The organism is Hymenobacter sp. APR13 (genome assembly GCF_000737515.1).
GTDB lineage: Bacteria > Bacteroidota > Bacteroidia > Cytophagales > Hymenobacteraceae > Hymenobacter.
On record NZ_CP006587.1, the window covers coordinates 4,233,838 to 4,258,767 of the forward strand.

Below are 24,930 nucleotides of genomic sequence, written 5' to 3' on the forward strand. Positions count from 1 at the left end.
TAAGACAATTAGATTTAGTTCTTTCGATGCCGGTTTATAGCGGCCTTTGATTGTCATGTCCTTAGTAGGTAGAATAACGGCGGGCTTAGCACGCATGATGATTACGGGCAAGACAACATGAACCTGATTGTTTGTGTACTGCGGAAGCTGTTAGTAATGTAGAGACACAGCCGAAGCCTTTCTTCCATATAAGTGGCCTCGCCGTTGTCACCACCTATTGTGGCTCTAATCGTTCACGGATCTAGTGGCCCAGCATCTGCTGAGTCTCTGGAGTATCCGTCCACAAGCCTCAGCGTACGCCTGTCGCCACATTAGAACTCAGTTACTGGAGAGTTACAACGTTGGCATCCAGCGGTAATTAGCTGCAGTTGAGCCCGCGGCTGCGGCCGTGTCATAGCGGACGATAAAAATGAAACTGTCAGAGCGAAGATGATTCACGATGTGATATGCTCTTAGCTGTGCCCGCCCTGCACGCTGGTCAGCGCGGCAATTACGACTGGCTGTAACTGTTGGCCTGGACTTAGCGAGTTCCTTAGTCGGACTGCGTGTTGCCGATTATGTGTGTGGCACCCAACGATATGTCGCCGAATTGCTCCTGGCTCCAGTTGCTGTAGAAGCTAAGTAGCATTTGAGGATTCGTTGGGTAAGCTTGGTATCCCTTATAGTGAACATGGTTCATTGATAAAGAAAATGAGCCTCTACCCTACCCAGGTGATTTTTTCTAGGACTTCTCTCCTATTCAGTGTGTGTAAACTATCCTGTTTGTTCAGGCATTTGCTCGACCATGTCGTGCTTAGGCATATTAGCACTTATCTAGGCCTCAGTTCAGCGATAGGCGAAATTGTCACGGGTTAGGAACGAACTCTATGAGTGCTCTATTAAGGATCGATATGAAGTCCTAATGCAGGATCTCGCAAGGCCCCGCCCCGCCTTGCATTAGTGTAGTATATAAATTATAGGGATATGGACCATTGTTTATATTAAGGAAATATTCAGATTGAGGGAAATCATAAGGTGTAAAAACCATAAAGTAAATAAAAGTACAAATAAGCATTACTTTTATTGACCTTTATGTGCTTTTTACTACTTGTATCTCACTTTTATGCCTTATATTTACGTACTGTTTCACCACTTCAACTCACCTGTTATATGCCAAAAACTATAGACTATCCTAGAACTTCCTATGCTGGTGCCTGGGAAGTAGCAGAAGTAGTTGATGATACAGGTGGCAAGTGTTCTATCGAAGCTTGCGCCCGTAAGCTCAATCGTAAGGTTAGTGGCTCCTTTAAAGCTATCTTGGGTTCAGCGGTAAAGTTTGGTCTGCTTACCAGCAAACGGGAGCTACTCACCACCACAAATCTGTTTCGCCGCATCAAGCATGCGTACGATAAGCAGGAGGAATTACTTTACCACCGCGAAGCTTTCCTGCATCCGCCGCTGTTCTCCCAGATAAGCCGCAAATTCAGAAACAAAGAGCTCCCCGTGCAGATGTTTGACATCATGCTGATCCGGGAGTTTGGAGTAGAAGAGATTAATGCGCAGAATGTAGCCAAGGCATTCGTAGATGGCGCCCGCATGGCCGGGATTCTGGATGAGCGCAACGTAATGGCCGACATCGACCAGCTGGCTGCACAACAGGGCCCGCGCCGCGAGCTTGCCAGTGGCGAGATGCCGCTGAATCTGTTCAAGGCTTCAGACGCTCCCGGCGCATCTTCCTCCTCCCCTGCCATAGCATATTCTCAGGACTTCCGTTTAGACCCTGCAGAGCGCTACGCTACAGACAGCACATTCCCTGAGACGGGTCTTGTACCGTCTGCGCCCTCTGAGTCGCTTACAGACGCTGCAATGGACTCGGATCCGGTGTCGGCCCTGTTTGGTTTAAACCGGACAACTCCCGCTCCGGCCACACAGTATTCCGCGGAAGCAGCGGTTGTACCTCCTGTTATACTTCCGGCCGCTTCCACCCCGCCTGAGCCCCTATCCGCGCCGACGCCCCGGCCGGCCCCGCCGGCTTCTCCCCGAGTATCCGAACCGACGGTGGCCCCGCCCACTGAGGGCTACCTGATTCACATTGCCGGGCCGGGCCTGGACACCCAACTGAGCATTCAGGACGTTGACGACCTGGAGATTGTCCGGATCCTACTGGAAAAAATCAGGAAGAATCTGGCTAACAGGTAGATAACCTCCATTAATCAAAAAAGCCCCTTACCGACTTGTAGTTGGTAAGGGGCTTTTTTGATTTAAAGGGTTTGGCTAACCCAAGTTGCGAACGATGCGGCGGCCGTTTGGAAGGGGGGCAGGTGCGGAGAGAACCGCCAAACCGGAGTTACTTCCGCAACTTTCGTCGCCTACTCCCGGCGCACCCCGCCGGAAATGGTAGTGTGGCGCTGCTTGAGCACGTCTACCACGTCTTCCATGGAAAGTCCGGAGGCCGTCAGCAGTACCAACAAATGGTAAAGCAGGTCGGCGGCCTCGCCTTTCAGGCCCTCCACGTTTCCGCCCACGGCGTCGATGACGGTTTCCACGGCCTCCTCTCCCACTTTCTGGGCGATTTTGGGCATGCCCTTGCGGAACAGGGAAGCGGTGTACGACTTGGGGTCTTCGTCGGGGTGCTGGTGGCGGCGCTGCACCAGGCGCTCCAGCTCTGCCACGAAGCTCACGGCCGGAGCCGGGTAGCGCGTCTGCTGGGGCTGCTCGAAGCAGCTGGTGGTGCCCCGGTGACAGGTGGGGCCGTCGGGGCGGGCCAGGATGAGCAGGGCGTCCTGGTCGCAGTCCTCGTGCTCACTCACCACGGTGAGGTAGTTGCCGGAGGTTTCGCCCTTAGTCCAGAGGCGCTGCTTGGAGCGGGAGAAGAACGTCACGCGGCCCGTCTGGCGGGTCACACGCTGCGCTTCCTCGTTCTGGTAGCCCAGCATCAGCACCTGCCCCGTGTGGGCATCCTGCACAATCACCGGAATCAGCCCATCGGGCATTTTGGCAAAATTCATATTCTAAGTGATGAGGTGATGAGGTGATGAGGTAAGGCGTCAGAATTCCGACATTGATGTAGAAGTAAAACAGATTGACGAGCTACCTCATCACTGTTCACCCCCATCACCTCATCACTCAAAAATTACAGCCGCACGGCAATGCCGTCCTGGCGCAGGTGTTCTTTCAGCTCGCGGATGCCGATTTCGCCGAAGTGGAAGATGCTGGCGGCGAGGCCGGCGTCGGCGTGGGCCTGCTGGAACACGTTGGTGAAGTCCTGCTTGGAGCCCGCGCCGCCGCTGGCAATGACCGGGATGGTCACGGCCCGGCTCACGGCCCCGGTGATGTCCAGCGCGAAGCCGTCCTTGGTGCCGTCGTTGCTCATGGAGGTCAGCAGGATTTCGCCCGCGCCCCGCTCGGCAGCTTCCCGGCACCACTGCACTGCGTCGCGGCCGGTGTTGTGGGTGCCGGCCCGGGTGTAGATCTGCCAGCCATCGGCGTCGTTATAGCGGGCATCGGCGGCAACCACGATGCACTGGGAGCCGAAGCGGGCCGCCAACTCGTCAATCAGCTCGGGGCGCGCCAACGCGGCCGAGTTGATGCTTACTTTATCGGCCCCGTTCATCAGCAGTGCCTCCACATCGGACACGGTGCCGATGCCGCCGCCCACGGTGAACGGAATGTCCAGCTCCCGGGCCACGTCGCGCACCAGGGTCACCAGCGTGGCGCGCTTCTGGTTGGTGGCGGTGATATCGAGGAACACCAGCTCGTCGGCGCCTTCGCGGGCATAGCGGGCGGCCAGGGCCACCGGGTCGCCGGCGTCGCGCAGGCCCTCGAAGCGCACCCCTTTCACGGTGCGCCCGTCCTTCACGTCGAGGCAGGGTATGATTCGTTTGGTTAGCATGGTTGATTGACTGGATTAGTCTTCTGTCTGATTTGAACTGGGCCAGTTGATAACCGGCTTTTCACGTGGGTTCCAACCGCTGAGTAGAGCCCCTAGCCTATTCAGCTCTGCTGGCATCGTCAGTATATAAAACTTACAATCACAGCTATAAGGTGCTTCTAAATGATTCTTGATATCCACTAGAATTGCGGATGCACCATTTGGCTGATAGCAAAAGACTTCCAGCAGCATATAATACGACCATTCGGAGGAGTTTTCTCCTATTTGTAGCCTGACACTGCTTTTGCCAGTCAGCGGAAAATTCTTGAGTTGCTCTCCAAAATCTTCGAACTGGTCATCGTATCCATAGAAGTCGAGGGCAGCTGCTGAATCACCATTAGACAAGGCAATTTCATAATGCAAAAAACCGTCACCATCATCCAGACTTTGCCTTTTTATCTTAAGAAGCTGCTTCATAACAGTATTACTGCTTACAGCCAGGGCTGTAGCTGCTGCAGCGTGATAGTGCCTTCGTAGATGGCTTTGCCGATGATGGCCCCGTGCATGCCCACGGCGGCCAGGGCCTCCACGTCGGCAATGGTGGTCACGCCGCCGCTGGCAATGAGGCGGGCGGCAGGCAGCTGCTCGCGCAACTCCGTGTACGTAGCCAGCGACGGGCCCTGGAGCTTGCCGTCCTTGCTCACGTCGGTGCAGATAAAGGTGGTGGCGCCGCTGGCCAGGTAGCCCTCCACGAACTCGCGCAGGGTCCGCTCGCTCTGCTCGGCCCAGGCGTTGATGGAAATGTGGTTGTCGCGGTAGTCGGCCCCGATGATGATACGGTCGGCCCCGAAGGCATGGAGCCAGCCATTCACGGTTTCGGGCTCGCGCACGGCAATGCTGCCGGCGGTAATCTGCTGGGCTCCGGCGTCGAAGGCCTGGCGCACGGCTTCCTCACTCTGCAGCCCGCCCCCGAAGTCGATGTGCAGGCTGGTGTGGCGGGCAATGCGCTCCAGTACGGGCAGGTTCACGGGGCGCTTGGCACGGGCTCCGTCGAGGTCCACCAGGTGCAGGCGCTTCACGCCGGCGGCCTCGAAGCGTTGGGCCACGGCCAGCGGGTCGGCGTCGTAGGTGGTCTGCTGGGCAAAGTCGCCCTCCGTCAGGCGCACGCACTGGCCGCCTATGAGGTCAATAGCGGGAATAATTTCCATGTTGGGGTCTAAGAACAGTCACCTGTCATCCTGAGCGGAGCGAAAGATCTTTTCACGCGTGAACGATTAGTTCTGGTGTGATAGGGTCCTTCGCTCCGCTCAGGATGACAGACAGGGATTACAGCTTGAGAAAGTTTTCCAGGATGCGGGTGCCGACGGGGCCGCTCTTTTCGGTGTGGAACTGCACGGCGTAGAAGTTCTCGTGCTGCACGGCGGCGCTGAACGGCGCGGGGTACGCGGCCTCGGCAATGGTATACCCGCCTACCGGGGCGTAGTAGCTGTGCACGAAGTACACGTAGTCCTCGGCACTGAGGCCTTCGAACAGCGGGCCGCGCAACGCCTGCAGGTTGTTCCAGCCCATGTGTGGCACTTTATACTCCGCGGTGGCCGGGAACCGAACCACGTCGAACGGGAGAATCCCGAGCAGTTCGGTACCGCCGCCCTCCTGGGTGTGGCGGCCCAGCAACTGCATGCCCAGGCAGATGCCCAGGAACGGCTGCGTGAGCGTGGGCAGCAGTTCGTGCAACCCTTGGGCCCGCAGCTCCCGCATGGCGGAGGCAGCCTCGCCCTCACCCGGGAACAGCACCTTATCGGCGCGGCGAATCACGTCGTGATCGGCCGTGAGCGTGGCCTGCACGCCCAGCCGTTCCAGCGCAAACAGCACCGACTGCACGTTGCCGCCTTTGTAATCTACTATGGCTATTTCCATTTGAACATATAGAGTGAAGGATGTCGTTTACTCTTTTGTTTAAACAAATGTTTAAAGAGTTTTTTACTTATAAACCGTCATCCTGCCTGGAACCGAGAGCCTTGTTACAGTAGCACGAATCGGTGCAAGATGTAAGGCTCTTCGCTTCAGTCAGGATGACGATTATGCATGCAAATCACGCGCACTCAACTATTTATCCATTTTTTTAAACAAATGGATAAACTACAAAATGCCTTTCGTGCTGGGAATTTCCATGCGGCCGGCGTCGCGCACCAGAGCCATTTTGATGGACTTGGCTACGGCCTTGAAAATGGCTTCGATCTTGTGGTGCTCGTTCTGGCCCTCGGATTTGATGTTGAGGTTGCAGCGGGCGGCATCGGAGAAGCTCTTGAAGAAATGGTAAAACATTTCGCAGGGCATATCCCCTACTTTCTCACGCTTAAACTCGGCATCCCACACAATCCAGGGGCGGCCCGAGAAGTCGATGGCGGCCTGAGCCAACACGTCGTCCATGGGCAGCAGGAAGCCGTAGCGGGCCAGGCCGCGCTTATCGCCGAGAGCCTGGGTGAAGGCCTCGCCCAAGGCAATGGCCGTATCCTCGATGGTGTGGTGCTCGTCGATGTGCAGGTCGCCCTGCACCGTGATTTTCATATCCACGCCCGAATGCTTGCTGAGCTGGTCGAGCATGTGGTCGAAGAAGCCCAGACCGGTATGCATCTCGGGGCGGCCGTTGCCGTCGAGGTTCAGCTCGATACTGATTTTAGTTTCGTTGGTGTCGCGTTGTACCACGGCGGTGCGGGCGGGCAGCCGCAGGAACTGGTATATTTTCTCCCAACTCATGGTGGTCAGCGCGGCGCGGTCGTCGCCCTCCCCTTCCGGCTTCAGCAGGATGGACTGGCAGCCCAGGTTCTGGGCCAGCTCCACGTCGGTTAGCCGGTCGCCGATGACGAAGGAATTTTTGAGGTCGTAGCCGCTGCCCTCGCCCAAGTACTGGGTGAGCATGCCGGTGCCGGGCTTGCGGGTGGGCAGGTTCTCGTGGGGAAAGCTCCGGTCGATGTGCTCCCGCACGAACTCCACTCCTTCCGAGCGCAGTACGTCGAGCATCATATTGTGCGCTGGCCAGAAGGTATCCTCCGGGTAGCTAGCGGTGCCGAGGCCGTCCTGGTTGCTCACCAGCACCAGCTCGTAATCCAGCTCGCGGGCAATGCGCGAGAGGCCGGTGATGGCACCGGGTACAAACTGAAATTTTTCCCGCGTCAGCGCGTCCACCTGGAAATCCGTCGGCGGCTCGATGAGGATGGTCCCGTCGCGGTCAATGAAGAGTACTTTTTTCATGTTTGATTTAGATTCGTGTCATGCTGAGCGAAATCGAGGCGTCTCTACCATATTCACTCCATACTCAGAGGATGGTCAGGTAATCGGAAGCGTGTTGATCAATTCCTCAACCTTCACTTGGTCACGCCCAGCTTCTGTTATGACGAATTTGAGCCTCGGGTCATCAACCTGCCTAATGAAACCATGAGCTTCAAAAGTCTGTAGAGCTTCCCGAACATCAGTCCGTGGGCAGCCCACACACTTGCAGGCTTCACTGATTGCAATGGCGGGGTTCTCAATGACTTCCTTTCCGTTGTCAGAAAAGAACATCAACTGCTTGTATAGGGCGATGAGAACTTCTGACTTCATGTCAAACGGTTCAAAAAAACAGCAGAGGTGCCTGAACTTTGCTTCGGACTAACAGGCTTTACTCCTTATATATACTACCCCGCAAACTCCCGCAGGGCTTGGAGCAGCAGCTCGTTCTCGGCGGGGGTGCCTACGGTGAGGCGGAGAGTGCCGGCGCAGCCGGGCTGAGTAGTGCGGTTGCGCACGATGATGCCCCGGGCTACCAGGAAATCGTACACGGCCGTGGCGTCGGGGTGAAAACGGACCAGCAGGAAGTTGGCATCCGAGGGGAACACCTCCGCCACGATGGGCAGCGCGGGCAGGCGCTCGGCCAGCCAGTCGCGGCCTACCAGCAGCTGCTGGCGTAACGCTTCGAACCGGTCGGCGTCGCACAGGGCTTGCAGGGCGAAACGCTGCGTGGCTTCCGACACGTTGTAGGGCGGCTTGATTTTGTTGAGGTAGCCGATGATTTCCGGCGAGGCGAAGGCCATGCCCAGGCGCAGACCGGCCAGACCCCAGGCCTTCGAGAAGGTTTGCAGCACCACCAGGTTGGGGAATTCGGCCAGGCGGGTAGTCCAGCTGGGGGCAGCGGCGAAATCGGCGTAAGCCTCATCTACCACTACCAGCCCGCGGAAACCTCGCAGGATTTCCTCGATGGCTTCGGCATGGAGCAGGTTGCCGGTGGGGTTGTTGGGCGAGCAAAGCCACACGATTTTGGCGTCGGAAGCCAGGACACCGGCCACGATTTCGGGCGAGAGCTGGAAGTCGGGCGTCAGCTGCAGGCGCTCCACGCGCACGTCGTTCAGGTTAGCGGCCACCTCGTACATGCCGTAGGTGGGCGGCAGGATCAGTAGACTGTCGTGGCCGGGCACGCAGGTGAGGCGCACCAGCAGGTCGATGGCTTCATCGGAGCCGTTGCCGAGGAAAATCTGCTCGGGACGTACGGCTTTGAGCTGGGCCAGCTCGGCCTTTACGGCGCGCTGCAGCGGGTCGGGGTAGCGGTTGAACTGGTCGGGACCGGCGCTGCCGAGGCTGTTCTCATTGGCGTCGAGCATGACCTGGGCCTCGCCCTGGAATTCGTCGCGGGCCGACGAGTAGGGCTTCATATCCCGAAGGTTGGGGCGTACGAGGCTATCGAGGTTGAACATGAATCACGGATTTAAACGGATTATTCGTATTTCACGGATTTTGTAGAACGGCCGGCGGCGGTTCAGTAGCCCAGGGTTTAAACCCTAGGCTATTGAGCGGTTGTCGTTTTGATACCAGCAAACGAGATTCCTCGCGGGGCTCGGAATGACGTTCTACTGTTATCCTATATTTATTCCTCCCCGCCGGCCAGGGCCTCCAGGCGGAGGGTCACGGCGCGGGCGTGGGCGCGGAGGCCTTCGGCTTCGGCCATGGTTTCTACCACGGGGCCCACATTCAGCAGGCCTTCGGGGGTGAGGCGCTGGAAGGTGATTTTCTTCAGGAACGAATCCAGCGACACGCCGCTGTAGTTGCGGGCGTAGCCGTTGGTGGGCAGCGTATGGTTGGTGCCCGAGGCGTAGTCGCCCACGGCTTCCGGGGTAAGGTGGCCCAGGAACACGGAGCCGGCGTTGGTCACGCCTTCGGCCAGCTGTTCCGGATTTTTCACGGCCAGAATCAGGTGCTCGGGGGCGTACTGGTTCGAGAAGTACAGCATTTCCTCCGGCGTGCGCAGCAGAATGGCGCGGCTTTCGGTGAGGGCCTGAGCGGCTACTTCGGCCCGGGGCAACTCACGCAGCTGGCGTTCCACCTCGGCTTTGGTCTGCTCCAGCATCGACAGCGAGTCCGACAACAGAATCACCTGCGAGTCGGGGCCGTGCTCGGCCTGGCTGAGCAGGTCGGCGGCCACGAAGGCCGGCGTGGCAGATTCGTCGGCAATAACCAGCACTTCTGAAGGACCGGCCGGCATGTCGATGGCCACGCCGTAGCGGGTGGCCAGCTGCTTGGCGGCCGTCACGTAGCGGTTGCCGGGGCCGAAAATCTTATCCACGGCCGGCACCGAGTCGGTACCACCGCTCAGCGCGGCCACGGCCTGGGCCCCGCCGGCTTTCACGATGGTGCTGATGCCCAGCAGCTGGGCTGTAAACAGGATGATGGGGTTTACCGAGCCGTCCTTTTGCGGCGGGGTGCACAGCACGATTTCAGGGCAGCCGGCCAGCTTGGCCGGTACGCCCAGCATCAGCAAGGTGCTGAACAGCGGAGCCGAGCCGCCCGGAATGTAGAGGCCCACGCGCTGCACGGGCACCGCCCGCCGCCAGCACGTAACACCCGGCATGGTTTCTACGCGCTCCTCCTGCGGGATTTGTGCTTTATGAAACCGCAAAATATTGGCGTGCGCCTGCCGGATGGCCGTTTGCAGTTCGGCCGGGACCTGGGCCGCGGCAGCCGCCAGCTCCTCGGGGCCCACGCGCAGGCCGCCCGAGAGGTCGGCCCCGTCGAACTGCCGGGCGTAATCGAGCAGGGCCACGTCGCCGCGCTGGCGCACGTCCTCGAAAATCTGCTGCACGCGCTGCTCCACGTCCTGAGCCTGCTGCTGGGCCGCCCGCTGCTGCAGCGCCGCCCACTCCGGCTGGGATGGATATTGGAAGATGTTCATCTGGAATAGTGCTTGGTGCTTAGTTGTTAGTGCTTGGTATGTTCTAAAGGCTGCTTACTAAGCACCAAGCACTAACAACTAAGCACTAATCAGGAAATCATTTTCTCAATCGGCAGCACCAGGATGCCTTCGGCGCCGACGGCTTTGAGCTGGCTGGTGATGTGCCAGAAGTCGTCCTCGTTTACCACCGACTGCACCGACACCCAGCCTTCCTCGGCCAGCGGGGTCACGGTGGGCGACTTGATACCGGGCAGCAGCTGCTTCACTGCATCCAGGGCCGCCACGGGGGCGTTGAGGATGATGTACTTGTTGCGGCGGGCGCGGCGCACGGCCTGCATCCGGAACTGCAACTGCTCCAGTAGCTCCTTTTTCTCGGCGCTCAGGCTCTGGTTGGCAATGAGCACGGCTTCGGAACGGAATACGGTTTCTACCTCGCGCAGGCCGTTGCCCAGCAGCGTGGAGCCGCTGCTCACAATATCACAGATGGCTTCGGCCAGCCCGATGCTGGGGGCAATTTCCACCGAGCCGCTGATGGTGTGCAGGTTAGCCTTCACGCCGCGCTCCGTGAGGTAGTCGCCCAGGATACGCGGGTACGAGGTGGCAATGTTCACGCCCTGCAAATCCTCAATGGAGTCGTAGGTGGCAGCGCGGGGTACGGCCAAGCTCAGGCGGCACTTGCTGAAGCCTAGGCCTTCCACTTCCAGGTTAGGGAAACCGGCTTCCACCAGCACGTTCTGGCCCACAATGCCCAGGTCGGCCACGCCGTCCTGCACGTAGCCGGGAATATCGTCGTCGCGCAGGTAGAGGATTTCGAGGGGGAAGTTGGTGGCTTCGGTTTTGAGCTTGCTGGAAGCCGCAAGGAAGCTGATGCCGCACTCCCGAATCAGGTTCTGGGAGTCTTCGCTTAAGCGGCCCGATTTCTGGATGGCCAGACGGAGCATATGTCTTTCAATTAGTAATTAAGAATTAGCAAGTAAGAATTGACCGGGGTGGCCAAGGCTTAACTGTAATTCGGGAAGAGTGACTGGGGGAAGCTGCGGAAGGGCTGGCAGGCGGCAATAGGGTGCCGGGGCCACCACTTCCGGGGGCCGGGGAACCTGAGGCGGTTCGCCCAACGGGACAATATGCGTGTATCATTCCTCTAAAAAGAGGAATGGTGGCCGTGCAGATGATGATGCGCCGCGCGCAGCCCAACCAGGGCGCCGCTCGTAGCGGACGCGGCCCCGGGGCTGATGGTGCAGAAGAAAAGCGCGGCAGATGCAGGCATAGAAGCAGAGTTGCGGGGCAAAAGTACACGGGAATCGGTCAGAACGAAATTAAATCCGGCAAAAATTCTGTAGAACCCGGACCTTTGCCCTCCCGTTTGCCTTAAACTGATTATTGGCATCATTGTTTCTGCTGCTCCTACATCAGCCTGATTCCCGGCCCGCTTCCCTCCTGCCATCTGTTGCTATCCTATGCGTCGTTCCTTCGTTCAACTTGTTGTTCCCGGTATCTGCGGCCTGCTGCTGAGTGTGGGGGCTGTTTCCGGCGCCCTGGCCCAGACCGGCCCCGCCCCGGCTATGCCGCCGGCTTCGCTGCTGCCGCTACCGCAGGCCAGCCCCCATGTGCTGCTCTCACACACCGTCGGCCTGTCGGAAGTGAATCTGGACTACCACGCCCCCAGCGTCCGTAACCGCGTTATCTGGGAAGGCCTGGTGCCCTACGGCCAGATCTGGCGGGCGGGCGCCAACGAAAACACGGTCATCACCTTCGCCGATACCGTGCGGGTGAACGGCAAAACCCTGCCGGCCGGCAAGTACTCGTTCTACGTCTTCCCCCGCTCCGACCAAGACTGGGACATGGTGTTCAACCGCGTGACCACGCACTGGGGCGCCGAGGGCTACGACCAAAAGGACGACGTGCTGCGCGTGCCGGTGGTGCCAGAAGTATCGGCCTTCCACGAAACGCTGCTTTACTGGTTTTCCGACGTGAAGCCCGGCTCGGCCCACCTCAACCTGAGCTGGGAAAAGAAAACCGTCAGCCTCTACATTGACACCAACGTGCAGGCCAAGGTGGTGGCCGGCATCGAAAAGGCCGTGGCCCAGCGCCCCGGCGACTGGCAGCTGCTGGCCCAGGCCGCCGACTATCTGGTGCAAAACAACCTGCAGGCCGAGCGGGCCCTGTATTTCATCAATGAGTCCATCCGGCTGCGCGACGTGTACACCAACAACTGGATCAAGGCGCGCCTGCTGGCTTCCAAGCTCGATTACGACACGGCCATCGTCTACGGCCGCAAGGCCATCAAGATGGGCGACAAAGACGATGTAGCCTTCAAATCCCAACTCCCCACCATGCGCACCGCCCTCATTGAGTGGCAGGGCAAAGCGTATTAGGTGATGAGGTGATGAGGTGATGAGGTGATGAGGTGATGAGGTGATGAGGTGATGAGGTGATGAGGTGACAGGTGACAGGTGACAGGTGACAGGTGACAGGTGAATTTAGAAGAAAGCAGGCCGCGAGCCTGCTTTCTTCGTTTCTTGGCGGCCTGAACCTACTGTAGTTTCAGCACTTTCATTCTTAGCATTCCATTCACGTCTTCACCAGGCTGCACATGGGCCCTTTTCTGCAGGTGTGCCAGACCATCTGTCCACTTTCCGACGGCCTGCAACTGGCCCTGACGCAGCTGGTACGGCGCGAGGAGCTGCCGCGGCGGCATCAGCTGCTGCAGCCGGGCCAGGTGGCGGGGCGGCTGTATTTTGTGGAACGCGGTGTGGTGCGCGGCTACTCGCTGCACGAGGGCAAGGACGTATCGGCGTGGTTTATGCGCGACGGCGACTTTGTGGTGTCCATCCTGAGCTTCTTTTCGCGGCAACCGTCGCACGAGTACGTAGAGCTGCTCACCGACTGCGTGCTGTGGTCGTTGTCGTGGGAACAGCTGCAGCAACTGTACCGGCAGTTTCCGGAGTTCAACTTTGTGGGGCGCGTGCTGACGGAGCGCTATTATGTACTCAGCGAACAGCGGGCCTTGCGCCTGCGGATGCTGCCCGCTGCCGAGCGCTATCAGCTGCTGCTGCGCGACTTCCCGGCAATCTTCCAGCACGTGCCACTCAAGCACATTGCCTCCCACCTCGGCCTCACCCCCGAAACCCTCAGCCGCCTGCGCGCCCGGGCGTAGGGCGTGGTTCGTTGTGTGTAGTTCGTGATTCGTGTATTAGCTAGGAAGCACGCACAACGAACTTGATATAGATCAAGAGAAAGCACTGCCAGCCCGGGCAACTTTGAGCATGTTTTCACCAAGCTCAGACTTTTATGTGTAGTACGATGCTGCTGTCCGTTAGCGACAGTTCTTCCCTCCTGCCTCAGCTGGATTTTCCGCCCATGCTCGGCTCTATTCTGCTGGCGTTTGCCGGCTGCTTCTTGCTGGAACGCCTGATTCCGGGCTGGCCGCTGCCCCGGATTTCGTCGTGGCCGCTACGCGTGCTGGCCATCAACGCGGCCCAACTGGGCGTGGTGCTGCTGGCGGGCGTGAGCTGGGAAAAGTGGCTGTCGGAATACTCGGTGTTTCACCTCTCGCGGCACGTGGGGCCGGTGGCGGGCGGCGTGCTGGCCTATGTGGTGGCCACATTCGTGTTCTACTGGTGGCACCGCTGGCGGCATACCGTCGATTTCCTGTGGCGGCACTTTCACCAGATCCATCACAGCCCCCGGCGCATCGAGGTAATTACCTCCTTCTACAAGCACCCGCTGGAAATGACAGTCAACTCCATTCTGGGCGGTTTGCTGGTATTCACGCTGCTGGGCCTGAGCCCGGCCGCCGGGGCCGTGTACACGCTTTGCACCGCGCTGGGCGAGTTCTTCTACCACACCAACGTGCGCACGCCCCAGTGGATCGGCTACGTGTTTCAGCGGCCCGAAATGCACCGCATCCACCACGAATACCAGAAGCATAGCCACAACTACGGCGACCTGCCGCTCTGGGACTGGCTGTTCGGCACCTACCACAACCCGCGCGAGTTCCAGGCCACCTGCGGCTTCGACGCCGACAAAGAAGAACGCCTGCTGCCCATGCTGCTCTTCCGCGACGTGCACGAGGAGCCCACCCAGGTACCCGCACCCGGCACGCCGGCCACATAAGCATGTGACAGCCGCGCAACGCACCGGAGGTTTGCGTATCTTCTGCCTGTTCCCCACGCTTACGTTCCGGCCTGCCTCCGCCATGATGACGCCCGTGTTCGACTACCGACTGCCCAGCCCCGGCCTGCGCGACTACGTGCGGCAGCTGCAGATAGTAGGCTGCCACTTTCCGGCGGAGATGACGCAACTGCCGGTGAAAGCCTACTGGCCACGGGCCGAAAACTGCCTGAGCTTTTTCCCGCGCGACCCGGAGCAGGTGGCACAGGGCCTCAGCGGACCGTTGCAGACCAGCCCCGCGTGCCGGCTGGCCGGGCAGCCCACGCTCCTGACCAGCCGACACGTGGGGCGCGACTTCCTGGTGTTGCAGGTGGTGTTTCAGCCCGGGGCCCTGCACCGCCTCACGGGCCTGCCGCTGGCCGAGCTCAACGACACCTTGCTGGACGCCGAAACTGTGTTTGCCGGCGAAATCCGGCAGGTGAGCGAACAGCTGCGCAACACCCGCCACTATCCCGACATGATTCCGGTAGTAGAAGCGTTTCTGGCCCGGCTGATCCGCCGGGCCCGGCCCGATTACCGGCCGGCGTTTCATAAGGCCACCGAGTACCTGCTGTGCCACCCCGGCCAGACCTCCCTCGACTGGCTGGCCGGGCAGGCCTGCATGAGCGGACGGCAGTTTCACCGGCAGTTTGTGGAGCGGCAGGGCATCAGCCCCAAGCTGTTTGCGCGCATAGCCCGCTTCGGCCAGGCCATGCGTCTGAAAAACGCCCAGCCGCTGACGGATTGGCTGAGCGTTGCCCTGGCCGTGGGCTACCACGACTACCAGCACCTGGCCCGCGACTTCCGCCAGTTCACGGGCCTTTCGCCCAACGCCTTTCTGTTGCACGAGGGCCAGGCACCGGAGCGCGTGTTTGGGCAGGCAGAAACGTCCGATTCTTACCACTAACTCCCTGGCCTGCGCCTCTACCTTTCGCATACTCACCAACCCTCAGAGCTATGCAACGGCGCGATTTTCTGGTTTCGGCCCTCCCCTCTTTGTGTGCCTTTCCCCTGCTGGGCGAGGCCTGGCCGGTGGCGGCCCAAACTGCTCCGTCCCCGGCCGGCCTGGTGGTGCGGGCGGGCCAGAGCCGCTTCGGCGTCCCGACTCCCTTCCACGGCATCAATCCCAACGACCTCAAGCTTTCCGCCCGCGACACTGGCGGCGCCCTGGCGTTCTTCGACTACACGGGGCTTGAACCAGCCGGCCCGTCGCTGCACCGCCACCTGGCGCAGGATGAAATATTCTACGTGGTGGAGGGCGAGTACCTGTTTCAGCTGGGCGAGCGGAAGCTGCTGCTGCAAGCCGGCGACACGGTGTTTTTGCCGCGCCAGCTGCCGCACACCTGGGTGCAACGCTCCGCCCGGGGCCAGCTGCTGTACTGGCTGCTGCCCGCGGGCCGGCTGGAAGAGTTTTTTGTGTACATGAGCCGACAGAAGGCGCCCCTTTCCCCGGACGCGCTGGCCCGCGTCAATGCCGAGCATGGCCTGCAGAACGTGGGGCCGGGCTTGTCGCCGACCGAACACTATGAGCTGAGCGCGGAGTTTGCGGCCGGCTTCGTGGTGCGGGCCGGCACCGCGCGGCCACCCCACGGCCAGACGCAGCTGGGACCCAGCACCAACAGTCTTAAGGTGGCCGCCCAGGATACCGGCGGCGCGTTCAGCTTGTTTGAGTACCGCGGGGCGGAGCGCGGCGGCCCGCCCCTGCACGTGCACCCCCGCCAAGACGAAACCTTCTACGTGCTGAGCGGCACCTACCGGTTCCGGGTCGGCGAGGCCGAGCACACGCTGTCAGCCGGCGACTTTATCTTCCTGCCCCGCAACGTGCCGCATACCTTCGCCCAGCTCTCCGACACGGGACGGCTACTCTACGGCTTTCAGCCTGCCGGCCGCATGGAAGACTTTTTCCGGGCCGCGGCCGCCTTCCAAGTCCCACCTACACCTGGCCAGGCCGCTGCCCTCTTTGCCCGCCACGACATGCGCGTGGTAGGGCCGCCGCTGGCGTTTCGTTAGCCGACCCACTGCTGCCATAAGGCAAAAACAGACGGGCCCGGCAGCTAGCAGCTACCGGGCCCGGGGCCTGAAAATTCTATCCTGACGCGGAGCGCGCGGCTTAGAAGCGGGCAATGACGCGCAGGTTCACGAGACGCTGCGAGAGGTAGTTGGGCACGGCGTAGGTGCGGCCGTTCAGGTCCTGCACGTAGCTGTAGCCGGCCACGTTGTTGCGGGCCAGCACGTTCAGCACTTCCAGGCCCAGCCACAGGCTTTCCAGGCGGCCCAGGCGCCGGTCGGGCTCGGTGTTCAGGGTCAGCACCTTGGAAAAGCCCAGATCCACGCGCCAGTAGGCCCGGGTGAGCTTGGTGGTGCCGCGTTCCTGCTCGTTGTTGGGCGGGCTGAACGGCAGGCCGGTGCCAAACACCGAATTCACATAGCCCCGCACCGACGGGTTGTTGGGCAGATGGTCCTGGAAGAAGATGCCGAAGTTGAGGCGCTGATCCTGGGGGCGGCGGATGTAGCCCTTGGCTTCCCGGCCCACTAAGCTGTCGGCCCCGACACTGTTGGGCTCAAACAGATTGAGCGAGTCGCCCTGCAGGTTTTCGCGGGTGGTGAGCACGCCCAGCGTAAACCACGATTCGGCCCCGTTCACGAACTCGCCGCCCACCCGGAAGTCGGCGCCGGCGGCGTAGGCCGTGGCCAGGTTTTTGGCGAAGTAGCGCAGGCGCACGTTGTCGACGTCGTAGGGCACCACGTCGGTCATGTACTTGAAATAGGCCTCGCCCGTGAACCGGAACGGCCGGCCGTACTGCTGAAACCGGATTTCATTGCCCACGATGAAGTGCATGGAGCGCTGGGCCCGCAGCTCGGGGTTGAGGCGCGCTTCCACCACCAGCGGGCTGCCCGGCGTGGGGCGGCTGCCCTGCTGGTCGCGCAGCTCGCGGTAAAACGGCGGCTGGTAGTACACCCCGGCCGCTACCTTATAGGAGTGGTTGGGCCGGCTGCGCGGAATAAACGAGTACTGCACCCGCGGGCTCACCACCAGCTGCTGGTTGACGGACCACCAATGCGCCCGCACGCCGTACGTAAGCGTACGCAGCGAATCCAGCTCGATGGTGTGCTGAGCGTAGCCCTGGGTGCGGGTGCTTTGCAGGTCGAGGTCGGCTACCAGGCGCGTGCGGCGCGCATCGGGCACGAAGTCGGCCGAGTCGGCGAAGCTGTACTCGTTGAGCACGTCCTCGATTCGCTCGCGGCCGGTTTTCACCCCGAAGCGCACGGTGTTGCGGCTGCCGGGCGTCCAGCGGGCGCGGGCTTCGGCCGTGGCAATGGCCGCCTGCAGCGTGTTGCGCGAGTGGTCGAAGCGCTTGCCCACGGCCCGCTGGCGCACGGCCTGCCCGAAATCGCGCGAGGTCGGGTCGCGGTTGATGTCGGCCAGACTGTAGCTGGCTTCCACGTCGCGGTATTCCAGCTCGCGCGAGTACACCAGCCCGCCCAGCACCTCGCCCTGCAGGCGCGGTGAGAAGTTGTGCTTCAAGCTCAGGCCGCCCTGGGCCATGTCGTACTGCATCCGCTCCCGGCCCTGATATACGATAAACAAGCGCGTGGCCTGGTTGGTGGCGGTGCTGAACGTAGCCTGCCCGGACTCGGGCGTGAAGCGGTAGTCGTTGTGGGCGAAGGTGGCCAGCACGCCCAGCGAGGTGCGGTCTTCGTTGCCCTTGGGCCCCAGGTTGGCGTTGAGGTAGGCCTGCCCGTCGTAGAACGTGGGATTGTAGCCGCCCTGCGCCTGGTTCAGCGAGCTGAGCACGTAGGTGGCATTCTTGTAGCGGATGCCGGCCAGGTAGCTCAGGCGCTTGCCCGGCGAGGTAGCCTCCACGTGCAGGGCCCCGCCCACCAGGCTGCCAGTGGCCGAAGCCGCGAATTTGGTGGGCTGCTTGTAGTCGATGCTCAGCACCGAGGCCAGCTTGTCGCCGTACTTGGGCTGCCAGCCGCCGGTCGAGAATTCCACCTTGTTCACCAGGTCCGGATTCACGAAGCTCAGGCCTTCCTGCTGCGCCGTGGTCACCAGAAACGGCCGGTAAATCTCAATGCCGTTGACGTAGACCAGGTTTTCGTCGTAGTTGCCGCCCCGCACCGAGTACGTGCTCGTCAGCTCGTTGGTGGACTGCACGCCGGGCAGGGTTTTGAGGATGGCGTTGAAGTCGCCGAACGGCGAGGGCAGCACCTTGGCCGTGCGCGGGTCGAGCCGGATCATGCTCACCTGCTCGCGGGTGTCGGCCTCGTCGGTGCGGGCGCGCACGGTCACGTTGCCCAGCGTGCGGGAATCTGTCTGCAGCGTCAGGCTTAGCTCGGCGCGGTCTTCGCTCAGCACCACGGGCAGGCGCTGGGCGCGGTAGCGCAGGCTGCGCGCCACCAGCACCGCCGGCCGGCCCGTGCGCGGCACCTGCAGCGAGAAGCGGCCTTTCGAGTCCGTCACGGTGCCGCCGGGCTGGCCTTCCACGCCCACGCCCACCTGCTCCAGCGGCTGGCCGGCGGCGTCGCGCACGGTGCCGCTGAGCGTGATGCGCTCCGTGGTCTGGGCCCATACGGCCGAGGCCGGCAGCAGTGCCAGCGGCGCCGGGCTCAGCAGCAGCAGCGCCACGCGCAAAGCCCGCGGCAGACCGGGCAAGCCAGAGGAACGGTGCGGCATACTAGCGGCGGGCTTCTTCGGCACCGACCGTAGCGGCCAGCTGGGCGCGCAGCTCGGCCAGGGTGGCCACCGGATCGGGGGCGTTGAACACAAACGAGCCGGCCACCAGCACGTCGGCGCCGGCTTCCACCAGGGCCGAAGCGTTTTCGCTGGTTACGCCGCCATCAATCTCAATCAGCGCCGACGAGCCGCAGTCCACCAGCAGCTCTTTCAGGGCGGCTACTTTTCGCAGCGTGTTCGGGATGAAGGCCTGCCCGCCAAAGCCGGGGTTCACCGACATAATGCACACCAAATCCAGGTCGGCGGCCACGTCTTCGAGCACGCCCACGGGCGTGTGCGGGTTCAGGGCCACGCCGGCATTGCAGCCCAGCTGCTTGATCTGCTGGATAACGCGGTGCAGGTGCGTGCAGGCCTCGTAGTGTACCGTGAGGTTGTGGGCGCCGGCGTCGCGGAAGGCGCTCAGGTAGTGCTGGGGCTCCTCAATCATCAAATGCACGTCGAGCGGCTGCTTGGCGTGGCGGTGGATGGCCTGCAGCACCGGAATGCCAAAGGAGATGTTGGGCACGAAGCGGCCGTCCATCACGTCGCAGTGCAGCCAGTCGGCGGCGCTGCCGGCGAGGCGCTCAGTTTCGGCCTGGAGGTTGCCGAAGTCGGCAGCAAGCAAAGAAGGAGCCAGCAACGGCATCGGGCGGCGGTTTTGAGTCATACCGCGAAGGTAGAAAGAGTAAGGAGTAACTGAGTAGTGGAGTAGCTGAGTATACAATAAAAGTTAGCCGCTGGCATGCCAGGCATTTCAGGCTGCTCACCCAAACGACCAACTGCCCCCATCTGGTATTCTGCCGCCGGCCGGCCTCCACAAAAAAAAAGCGCCGGACGTTGCCGCCGGCGCCTCTCCTATTTGCAGAGCATTGAAGTACTCAGTTTCTGCTCTACTTAGTTACCCTTCTCGTAGGCGCGCCAGTCAAGCTTGCCTTCTTCGTTTTTGCGCAGAAAATACGTCTGGTCGTCTTCCTGGCGCTTGCCGAACGTGACGTCGGCGCGGCAGTCCAGGCAGCGGAGCGAGGTGTATTTGAACTTATCCTGGGCCACGCGGGCGGTCAGGTCGAGGTTGTCGGAGCCGCAGATGCCGCACTTGGCCACATCCGGAAAGCTGAGCCGCTCATACTCGGTTACGACTTCGTGCAGATTGGCTCCCTGCACGGTGAAGTGGAACTGGCGACGCCCCAGACGCTTCGAAATCATCATTTGCAACATGGTATTGCGGCTTGTGGGAGGTTTTCCCCTGAAAAAAAGAAAGGAATCCGGTTCGTCCGAATTCCTTTCCAAGGTACTAAAATTATTCGCTTACGCTACTAACCTGGCTGGCTTTTTATTGCTTCACAAACCGCACCGTGCGCCGGGTAGTGCTGCCCGCCGTCACGTCGCAGGTGTAGATGCCGCGGGCCAGCGGGCCGGGCTGCAGCCGCAGCACGGCAGCCGTGGTAGCCGGCAGCTGCTGCTCGGCTACCAGCGCGCCCCGGGCGTCGTAGAAGCGCACGTGCAGCGGCTTGCCGCGCAGCGCCTCACTCACTTCCAGGTTCAGCTCCTGCCCCTGCACCGGGTTGGGGTAGAGCACCAGCTGCCCCCCCACGGCCCGGGGCTGGCCGGCCGACAGCGGCGTGCCGGGGTTGGCCAGCGCGTAAGCGGCCACCCCGTTGGGTAGGCCGTAGCCGAGCAGGTTGTTGGGCGCGGCGGCCTGCGAGGCCGAGCGCTGCAGGAAGCTGATTACTTCCTGGGCCGTGAGCCGGGGGTTGGCCTGCCAGAAACAGGCCACCAGTCCGGCCAGCACCGGGCAGGCATACGACGTGCCGCTGCCCCGCGTGGGCTGGCCGGCCGTGTTCACAATGGCGGTCTGCGAGCCCATGGCGGCCAGATTGGGCTTGATGCGGCCATCGGCGCTGGGCCCGATGGAGCTGAAGCCCACCCGCCGGCCAAACGAGTCGACGGCGGCCACGGCCAGGATGGAGTCGGCGTCGGCGGGAGCCAGAATACGCTGCCAGGCGCTGTTGCCCTCGTTGCCGGCCGAGTTCACCACCACCATGCCGGCGCGGGCGGCCAGCGTGGCGGCACGGGTGCTGATGGCGGTGCGCCCGTTCAGGTCGGCGTAGGTGTAGTTGCCGTAGGGCGTGTCGAAGGTGCTATAGCCGAGCGAGGAGCTGATAACGTCCACCCCGGCCGAGTCGGCGCGCTCGGCGGCCAGCAGCCAGTTCACTTCCTCAATGGGGTTTTCGCCGATGATGTTCTCGGTGATGTAGAGCCGGAACGTGGCCTTGGGCGCAGTGCCCACGAAAGCACCCGTCTGGCTAGCGGCCATGGTGGACAGGCAGTGCGTGCCGTGGCTGTCGCGCCCGTACACGGCCGCGTTGCGCTCCACAAAGTTGTAGACGTCGGCCAGGCGGTTTTCCGTGCGCATGGCGGCAAACGGCGCGGTCTGGTTGACGCCCGGAAAACCGGAGTCGAACACGGCAATCTGCATACCCTCGCCCCGGAAGCCGGCGTTGTGCAGCGAAACGGCCCCGATCATCTGAGCCTGCTTGTAGGCAATGCCATACACAGGGTTGGCCTGGGTGCGGTCCAGAGTGGGGTCAGCAGCATCCTCGAAGCTGCGGGGCCGCACTGGGGCCGGGCCAGCGACGGCCGTGCGAGTAAGGGTGGTGGCGCTACGCACAAACGGCAACGCCTGCAGGTTGCGTAGCGTGGCCGAGTCGCAGGAAACCACGGCGGCGTTGAACCAGCGCGAGGTGTACCACACGGTGGCGCCCGGCACGGCCTTCAGCTGGGTTACGTAGGCGGGCGTTACGGGTAGGTCGCGGGGCTGCACGGCAATGTTCTGGCGGGTGCGCCGCTGCACCGCCCGCGCCGACAGGTAGGCCTGCGGCTGGATCACGGTGAAGGGTGTGCCGGCTTTGTCGCGGAAATACACCAGATGCTTGCGCACGGTGTTGGCCTGGCCGGAAGCCGGTATGGCCTGGGCCTGAGTGGCAGTGGGCAGCGCGGCACCGGCGGCCGCCAGGACTAAACCCGCCAGCAAGGCGGAATACGAGTGTTGCATGGAAAACTCAGCTGGTAGACGTGCCGGAAGATACGAATTTGGCTTCGTACTCCGACAACGCCAGCTCCTGCCAACCGGGCCTACAACAGAACAGCCGCCGCCCGTAATAACGGGGCGGCGGCTGCACAGTCAGCATCCAATACGAAGGGCAACCGGCCCGGCTAGCGGCCAGACTCTATCAGCACTTCCGTGCGGGTGGAACCGGTGAAGGGCCGCGTGGGGTCGGGCACGCAGTTGCCGGGCGGGCAGTAGATGAAGCGGCGGCGGCTCCGGTACACCGGCCCTACTCCAGCAGCATACACCTGACGGTTGCGGAAGTAGTAGAAAGCGTTGATGTACTCGCCCCCGTCTTCGGCATCGGTTTCGCGCAGCCCGGTCGTAACCGTCTTAGGATAGGTGGTGGCCTGGCCGGCGGCGCTGGTAGTCGTGAACGGGGCTTCCACCTGCTTGTAGTGGAAATCGGCCTTGTCGACCGGGTTCTGCTCGTTGAAGGCGTTGCCGTTCCAATAGTAGCCGGTGCGCACCGGATACACCAGCTCCACGGTGCGGCGGTTGTTGCGGGTCACCAGCACGTTGGTGGCCGAGGGGCTCACGACTAGCACGCTGTCGTCGCGCCAGGCGTCGGTGGGCGAGTTACGGCGGGCGCGCACCACGCGGTAGGCCGTACGGCCGCTGGCGTCGGTGAACTTCTCCTCCACCCGCTCCCGGAACTGAAACCGGGGCTGTGGCTGGCGCACGTAGTTGTTCCAGAGCGTGTCCGAAACCTCATAAATCCGGAACTGGCCGACTTCCGGCTGGTAGTAGCTGGTGTCGGTGGGCTCCAGGGTTTCGGTTTCGTTCTGGCAGCCGGCCACGGCCAGCGTCAGCAGGGCCGGCACAAGCCAGCGGCGGGCCCGCAGCCCGGAAATAACAACGGATTTCGCGCTCATAAACATAGGTTGTGCGGCCTAACAGGCGGCCGCGGCTTCCGAAGATACGGGAGTTTCGCCGATGGTGTGGCGCTCAATCCAGCCGCCGCCAATCACGTCGTCGCCGTCGTAGAACACGGCAGCCTGGCCGGGCGTCACGGCGTGCACGGGCTCCTCGAAGTAGACGTGAATTTTGTCGCCGATCTGCTCCAGGAACGCGGCCGCGCCGCCGTTGTGGTTGTAGCGCACTTTGGTGCGGCTCGGCACCAGCCCGCGGCCTTCCAGCGAAGCAAACTTGCCCATGTTCAGCTTGCCCACCGTGGTGCGCGTGCTGGCCAGGTCATCGAAATTGCCCAGCACCACCTCGTTGGTATCGGGCCGGATTTCGGTGACGTAGGCCGGGTAGCCCAGCGCCACGCCCAGCCCTTTGCGCTGCCCGATGGTGTAGAACGGGTAGCCTTCGTGGGTGCCGAGCACGGTGCCGTCGCGCAGCACAAACTTGCCGCCCGCCACGCGCTCCTCCAGGCCCGGCACGCGGCGGCGCAGGAAGCCCCGGTAGTCGTTGTCGGGAATGAAGCAGATTTCGTAGCTCTCGGGCTTGTTCACCAGCTCGGTGAAGCCGCGGCGGCGCGCCTCGTCGTAGATTTCGGTTTTGCGCATCTTGCCCAGCGGAAACAGCGTGCGGGCCAGGCTTTCCTGGCTGACGCCCCACAGCGCGTAGCTCTGGTCTTTGTTTTCGTCGAGGCCTTTGCTGATAACGTAGCGGCCGTCTTCGTGGCGCACCTGGGCGTAGTGGCCGGTGGCAATGAACTCGCAGCCGAGCTGGTCGGCGCGGCGCAGCAGGGCATCCCACTTGATGTGGGTGTTGCAGAGCACGCAGGGGTTGGGCGTGCGGCCGGCCAGGTATTCCTCGGTGAAGTTGGAAATCACGAAGTCGCCGAACTCATCCCGGATATCGATGATGTAGTGCGGAAAGCCGAGGTCCACGGCAATCTGGCGGGCGTCGTTGATGCTGTCGAGGGAGCAGCAGCCGGTTTCCTTTTTGGAGCCGCCGGCCGAGGCGTAGTCCCAGGTTTTCATGGTCATCCCCACCACTTCGTAGCCCTGCTCGTGCAGAAGCACAGCCGCTACCGAGGAATCAATGCCGCCGCTCATGGCGACGAGGACGCGGCCGCGCGGAGCAGCAGGCGTCGAGGGTGCAAATTGCGTCATAGAAAGAGGCGCCCGCGGGGTCAAGGCCCGTGGCCGCAGTGGCAAAGATAACAACCGCGGCGGGCTCGTGGTTTCTTCCCGGCCGAAACCCGCCCGCAGAAACGCGCCGGGCCGGCCGGAATCTGTACTTTCGCGCTCCGTTCGTTGCGGCCAGCCGCTTTTAAGCCGCTGGCCCGTCTAATTCTGTTTTTGCTATGGCCTTGCTTACGTCCGTGCTGGTGCGCGGTATCAACAACCTCTCCGATGCCCGCTACTGCGCCGGCATGGGCGCCGACCGCCTTTCCTTCCTGCTCGACCCGGCCCTGCCCGGCTACCTCACGCCCGAGGCCGTGCAGGAAATCAGCGGCTGGGTGGCCGGCGTGGAGCTGGTCGGCGAGTTCGAGAAGCTGCCTGCTGAAGACATCAACGAGCTGGGCCAGCGCTGCAACCTGCACGGGCTGCTGCTGCACCGGCGCCGCACGCCCGCCGACGTAGCCCAGCTGCTACTGCCGGCCCAGAAGCTAGTTTCCTGGATTCCGGATATGCTGCCCGAAGACGTGGACACCCGTTTCCGCGACCAGCAACACCATCTGGCCGGCTTCGTGCTGGCTACGCCGCCTGCCCAGCCGCTTTCGGCCACCCAGCTGACCCACCTCATCCAGCAGGCCCGTATGTTCCCGCTGTGGCTGGGGGCCGGCTTTGCGGCCAGCACCGGCGGCTCCGTGCGGAAACTGGTGGAAACGGTGCGCCCCGCCGGCATCGTGCTGGAAGGCGGCGACGAAATCAAGCCCGGCCTGCGCGACTTCACCGAGCTGGAAGCCGTGTTCGAGGAGCTGGAGGCGTAGGCCTACCAGCGTCGGG

The 24,930-nt window shown here is 62.0% G+C and carries 23 protein-coding genes; 7 read left to right on the plus strand and 16 right to left on the minus strand.

Annotated features, from left to right (window positions below; translation table 11 throughout):
• The first annotated feature begins 1,071 nt into the window (after positions 1–1,071).
• Entirely contained in the window at positions 1,072–2,178 is a 1,107-nt protein-coding gene (locus tag N008_RS17700) for a hypothetical protein (protein ID WP_156109384.1), read from the plus strand.
• A gap of 170 nt (positions 2,179–2,348) precedes the next feature.
• Here the strand turns inward: N008_RS17700 and hisIE are convergent, their stop codons facing one another.
• The 10 genes from hisIE to hisG all read right to left on the minus strand — a co-directional run bounded on the left by hisIE (position 2,349) and on the right by hisG (position 10,990).
• Positions 2,349–2,987 carry a bifunctional phosphoribosyl-AMP cyclohydrolase/phosphoribosyl-ATP diphosphatase HisIE gene (gene hisIE, locus N008_RS17705; protein ID WP_044017691.1) on the minus strand — a complete coding sequence of 213 codons (639 nt, stop codon included), beginning with the start codon at positions 2,985–2,987 and terminating at the stop codon, positions 2,349–2,351.
• A 125-nt stretch (positions 2,988–3,112) separates the two neighbouring features.
• Positions 3,113–3,871, minus strand: coding sequence for an imidazole glycerol phosphate synthase subunit HisF (gene hisF, locus N008_RS17710; protein WP_044017692.1), 759 nt, complete (start codon positions 3,869–3,871; stop codon positions 3,113–3,115).
• Positions 3,872–3,886: 15 nt separating this feature from the next.
• Positions 3,887–4,327 (minus strand): hypothetical protein, encoded by a 441-nt coding sequence (locus tag N008_RS23305; RefSeq protein ID WP_156109385.1) that lies wholly within the window; start codon positions 4,325–4,327, stop codon positions 3,887–3,889.
• 14 nt (positions 4,328–4,341) lie between these two features.
• Positions 4,342–5,058 carry a 1-(5-phosphoribosyl)-5-[(5-phosphoribosylamino)methylideneamino]imidazole-4-carboxamide isomerase gene (gene hisA / locus N008_RS17715; protein ID WP_044017693.1) on the minus strand — a complete coding sequence of 239 codons (717 nt, stop codon included), beginning with the start codon at positions 5,056–5,058 and terminating at the stop codon, positions 4,342–4,344.
• A gap of 118 nt (positions 5,059–5,176) precedes the next feature.
• Complete coding sequence (gene hisH, locus N008_RS17720) at positions 5,177–5,767, minus strand: imidazole glycerol phosphate synthase subunit HisH (RefSeq protein WP_044017694.1); 591 nt, start codon at positions 5,765–5,767, stop codon at positions 5,177–5,179.
• Positions 5,768–5,989: 222 nt separating this feature from the next.
• Positions 5,990–7,102, minus strand: coding sequence for a bifunctional histidinol-phosphatase/imidazoleglycerol-phosphate dehydratase HisB (gene hisB, locus N008_RS17725; protein WP_044017695.1), 1,113 nt, complete (start codon positions 7,100–7,102; stop codon positions 5,990–5,992).
• A 75-nt stretch (positions 7,103–7,177) separates the two neighbouring features.
• Positions 7,178–7,450 (minus strand): hypothetical protein, encoded by a 273-nt coding sequence (locus tag N008_RS17730; RefSeq protein ID WP_044017697.1) that lies wholly within the window; start codon positions 7,448–7,450, stop codon positions 7,178–7,180.
• A 74-nt stretch (positions 7,451–7,524) separates the two neighbouring features.
• Positions 7,525–8,577 (minus strand): histidinol-phosphate transaminase, encoded by a 1,053-nt coding sequence (hisC, locus tag N008_RS17735; protein WP_044017698.1) that lies wholly within the window; start codon positions 8,575–8,577, stop codon positions 7,525–7,527.
• A 170-nt stretch (positions 8,578–8,747) separates the two neighbouring features.
• Complete coding sequence (hisD, locus tag N008_RS17740) at positions 8,748–10,049, minus strand: histidinol dehydrogenase (RefSeq protein WP_044017699.1); 1,302 nt, start codon at positions 10,047–10,049, stop codon at positions 8,748–8,750.
• 89 nt (positions 10,050–10,138) lie between these two features.
• A complete protein-coding gene (gene hisG, locus N008_RS17745; protein WP_044017700.1) occupies positions 10,139–10,990 on the minus strand; it encodes an ATP phosphoribosyltransferase in 852 nt (283 codons plus the stop codon).
• A gap of 516 nt (positions 10,991–11,506) precedes the next feature.
• On the opposite strand from hisG, the gene N008_RS17750 reads away from it, so the two are divergent.
• The 5 genes from N008_RS17750 to N008_RS23645 all read left to right on the plus strand — a co-directional run bounded on the left by N008_RS17750 (position 11,507) and on the right by N008_RS23645 (position 16,211).
• Positions 11,507–12,424 carry a DUF2911 domain-containing protein gene (locus tag N008_RS17750; RefSeq protein WP_081910871.1) on the plus strand — a complete coding sequence of 306 codons (918 nt, stop codon included), beginning with the start codon at positions 11,507–11,509 and terminating at the stop codon, positions 12,422–12,424.
• A 218-nt stretch (positions 12,425–12,642) separates the two neighbouring features.
• On the plus strand, positions 12,643–13,206 hold the full coding sequence (locus N008_RS17755; protein WP_044017701.1) for a Crp/Fnr family transcriptional regulator: 564 nt from the start codon (positions 12,643–12,645) through the stop codon (positions 13,204–13,206).
• A 203-nt stretch (positions 13,207–13,409) separates the two neighbouring features.
• Entirely contained in the window at positions 13,410–14,165 is a 756-nt protein-coding gene (locus N008_RS17760; RefSeq protein WP_052381902.1) for a sterol desaturase family protein, read from the plus strand.
• Positions 14,166–14,196: 31 nt separating this feature from the next.
• Entirely contained in the window at positions 14,197–15,108 is a 912-nt protein-coding gene (locus N008_RS17765; protein WP_231569738.1) for a helix-turn-helix domain-containing protein, read from the plus strand.
• Positions 15,109–15,158: 50 nt separating this feature from the next.
• The gene (locus tag N008_RS23645) at positions 15,159–16,211 is read left to right on the plus strand and encodes a cupin domain-containing protein (RefSeq protein ID WP_197062893.1); all 1,053 of its coding nucleotides are present in this window, start codon (positions 15,159–15,161) and stop codon (positions 16,209–16,211) included.
• A 100-nt stretch (positions 16,212–16,311) separates the two neighbouring features.
• Here N008_RS23645 and N008_RS17780 read toward each other — a convergent pair whose 3' ends face one another.
• The 6 genes from N008_RS17780 to mnmA all read right to left on the minus strand — a co-directional run bounded on the left by N008_RS17780 (position 16,312) and on the right by mnmA (position 24,090).
• A complete protein-coding gene (locus N008_RS17780; RefSeq protein ID WP_081910872.1) occupies positions 16,312–18,879 on the minus strand; it encodes a carboxypeptidase-like regulatory domain-containing protein in 2,568 nt (855 codons plus the stop codon).
• A 1-nt stretch (position 18,880) separates the two neighbouring features.
• Positions 18,881–19,585, minus strand: coding sequence for a ribulose-phosphate 3-epimerase (gene rpe, locus N008_RS17785; RefSeq protein ID WP_231569739.1), 705 nt, complete (start codon positions 19,583–19,585; stop codon positions 18,881–18,883).
• Between the two features lie 227 nt (positions 19,586–19,812).
• On the minus strand, positions 19,813–20,124 hold the full coding sequence (locus N008_RS17790) for a hypothetical protein (protein ID WP_156109386.1): 312 nt from the start codon (positions 20,122–20,124) through the stop codon (positions 19,813–19,815).
• 124 nt (positions 20,125–20,248) lie between these two features.
• A complete protein-coding gene (locus N008_RS17795; RefSeq protein WP_081910873.1) occupies positions 20,249–21,970 on the minus strand; it encodes a S8 family peptidase in 1,722 nt (573 codons plus the stop codon).
• 161 nt (positions 21,971–22,131) lie between these two features.
• Positions 22,132–22,899 carry a hypothetical protein gene (locus N008_RS21900; protein ID WP_156109387.1) on the minus strand — a complete coding sequence of 256 codons (768 nt, stop codon included), beginning with the start codon at positions 22,897–22,899 and terminating at the stop codon, positions 22,132–22,134.
• 18 nt (positions 22,900–22,917) lie between these two features.
• Complete coding sequence (gene mnmA, locus N008_RS17805; RefSeq protein ID WP_071884564.1) at positions 22,918–24,090, minus strand: tRNA 2-thiouridine(34) synthase MnmA; 1,173 nt, start codon at positions 24,088–24,090, stop codon at positions 22,918–22,920.
• Positions 24,091–24,284: 194 nt separating this feature from the next.
• Here mnmA and N008_RS17810 point away from each other — a divergent pair, with 194 nt between their 5' ends.
• On the plus strand, positions 24,285–24,914 hold the full coding sequence (locus tag N008_RS17810) for a hypothetical protein (protein ID WP_044017705.1): 630 nt from the start codon (positions 24,285–24,287) through the stop codon (positions 24,912–24,914).
• Positions 24,915–24,930: the final 16 nt, after the last annotated feature.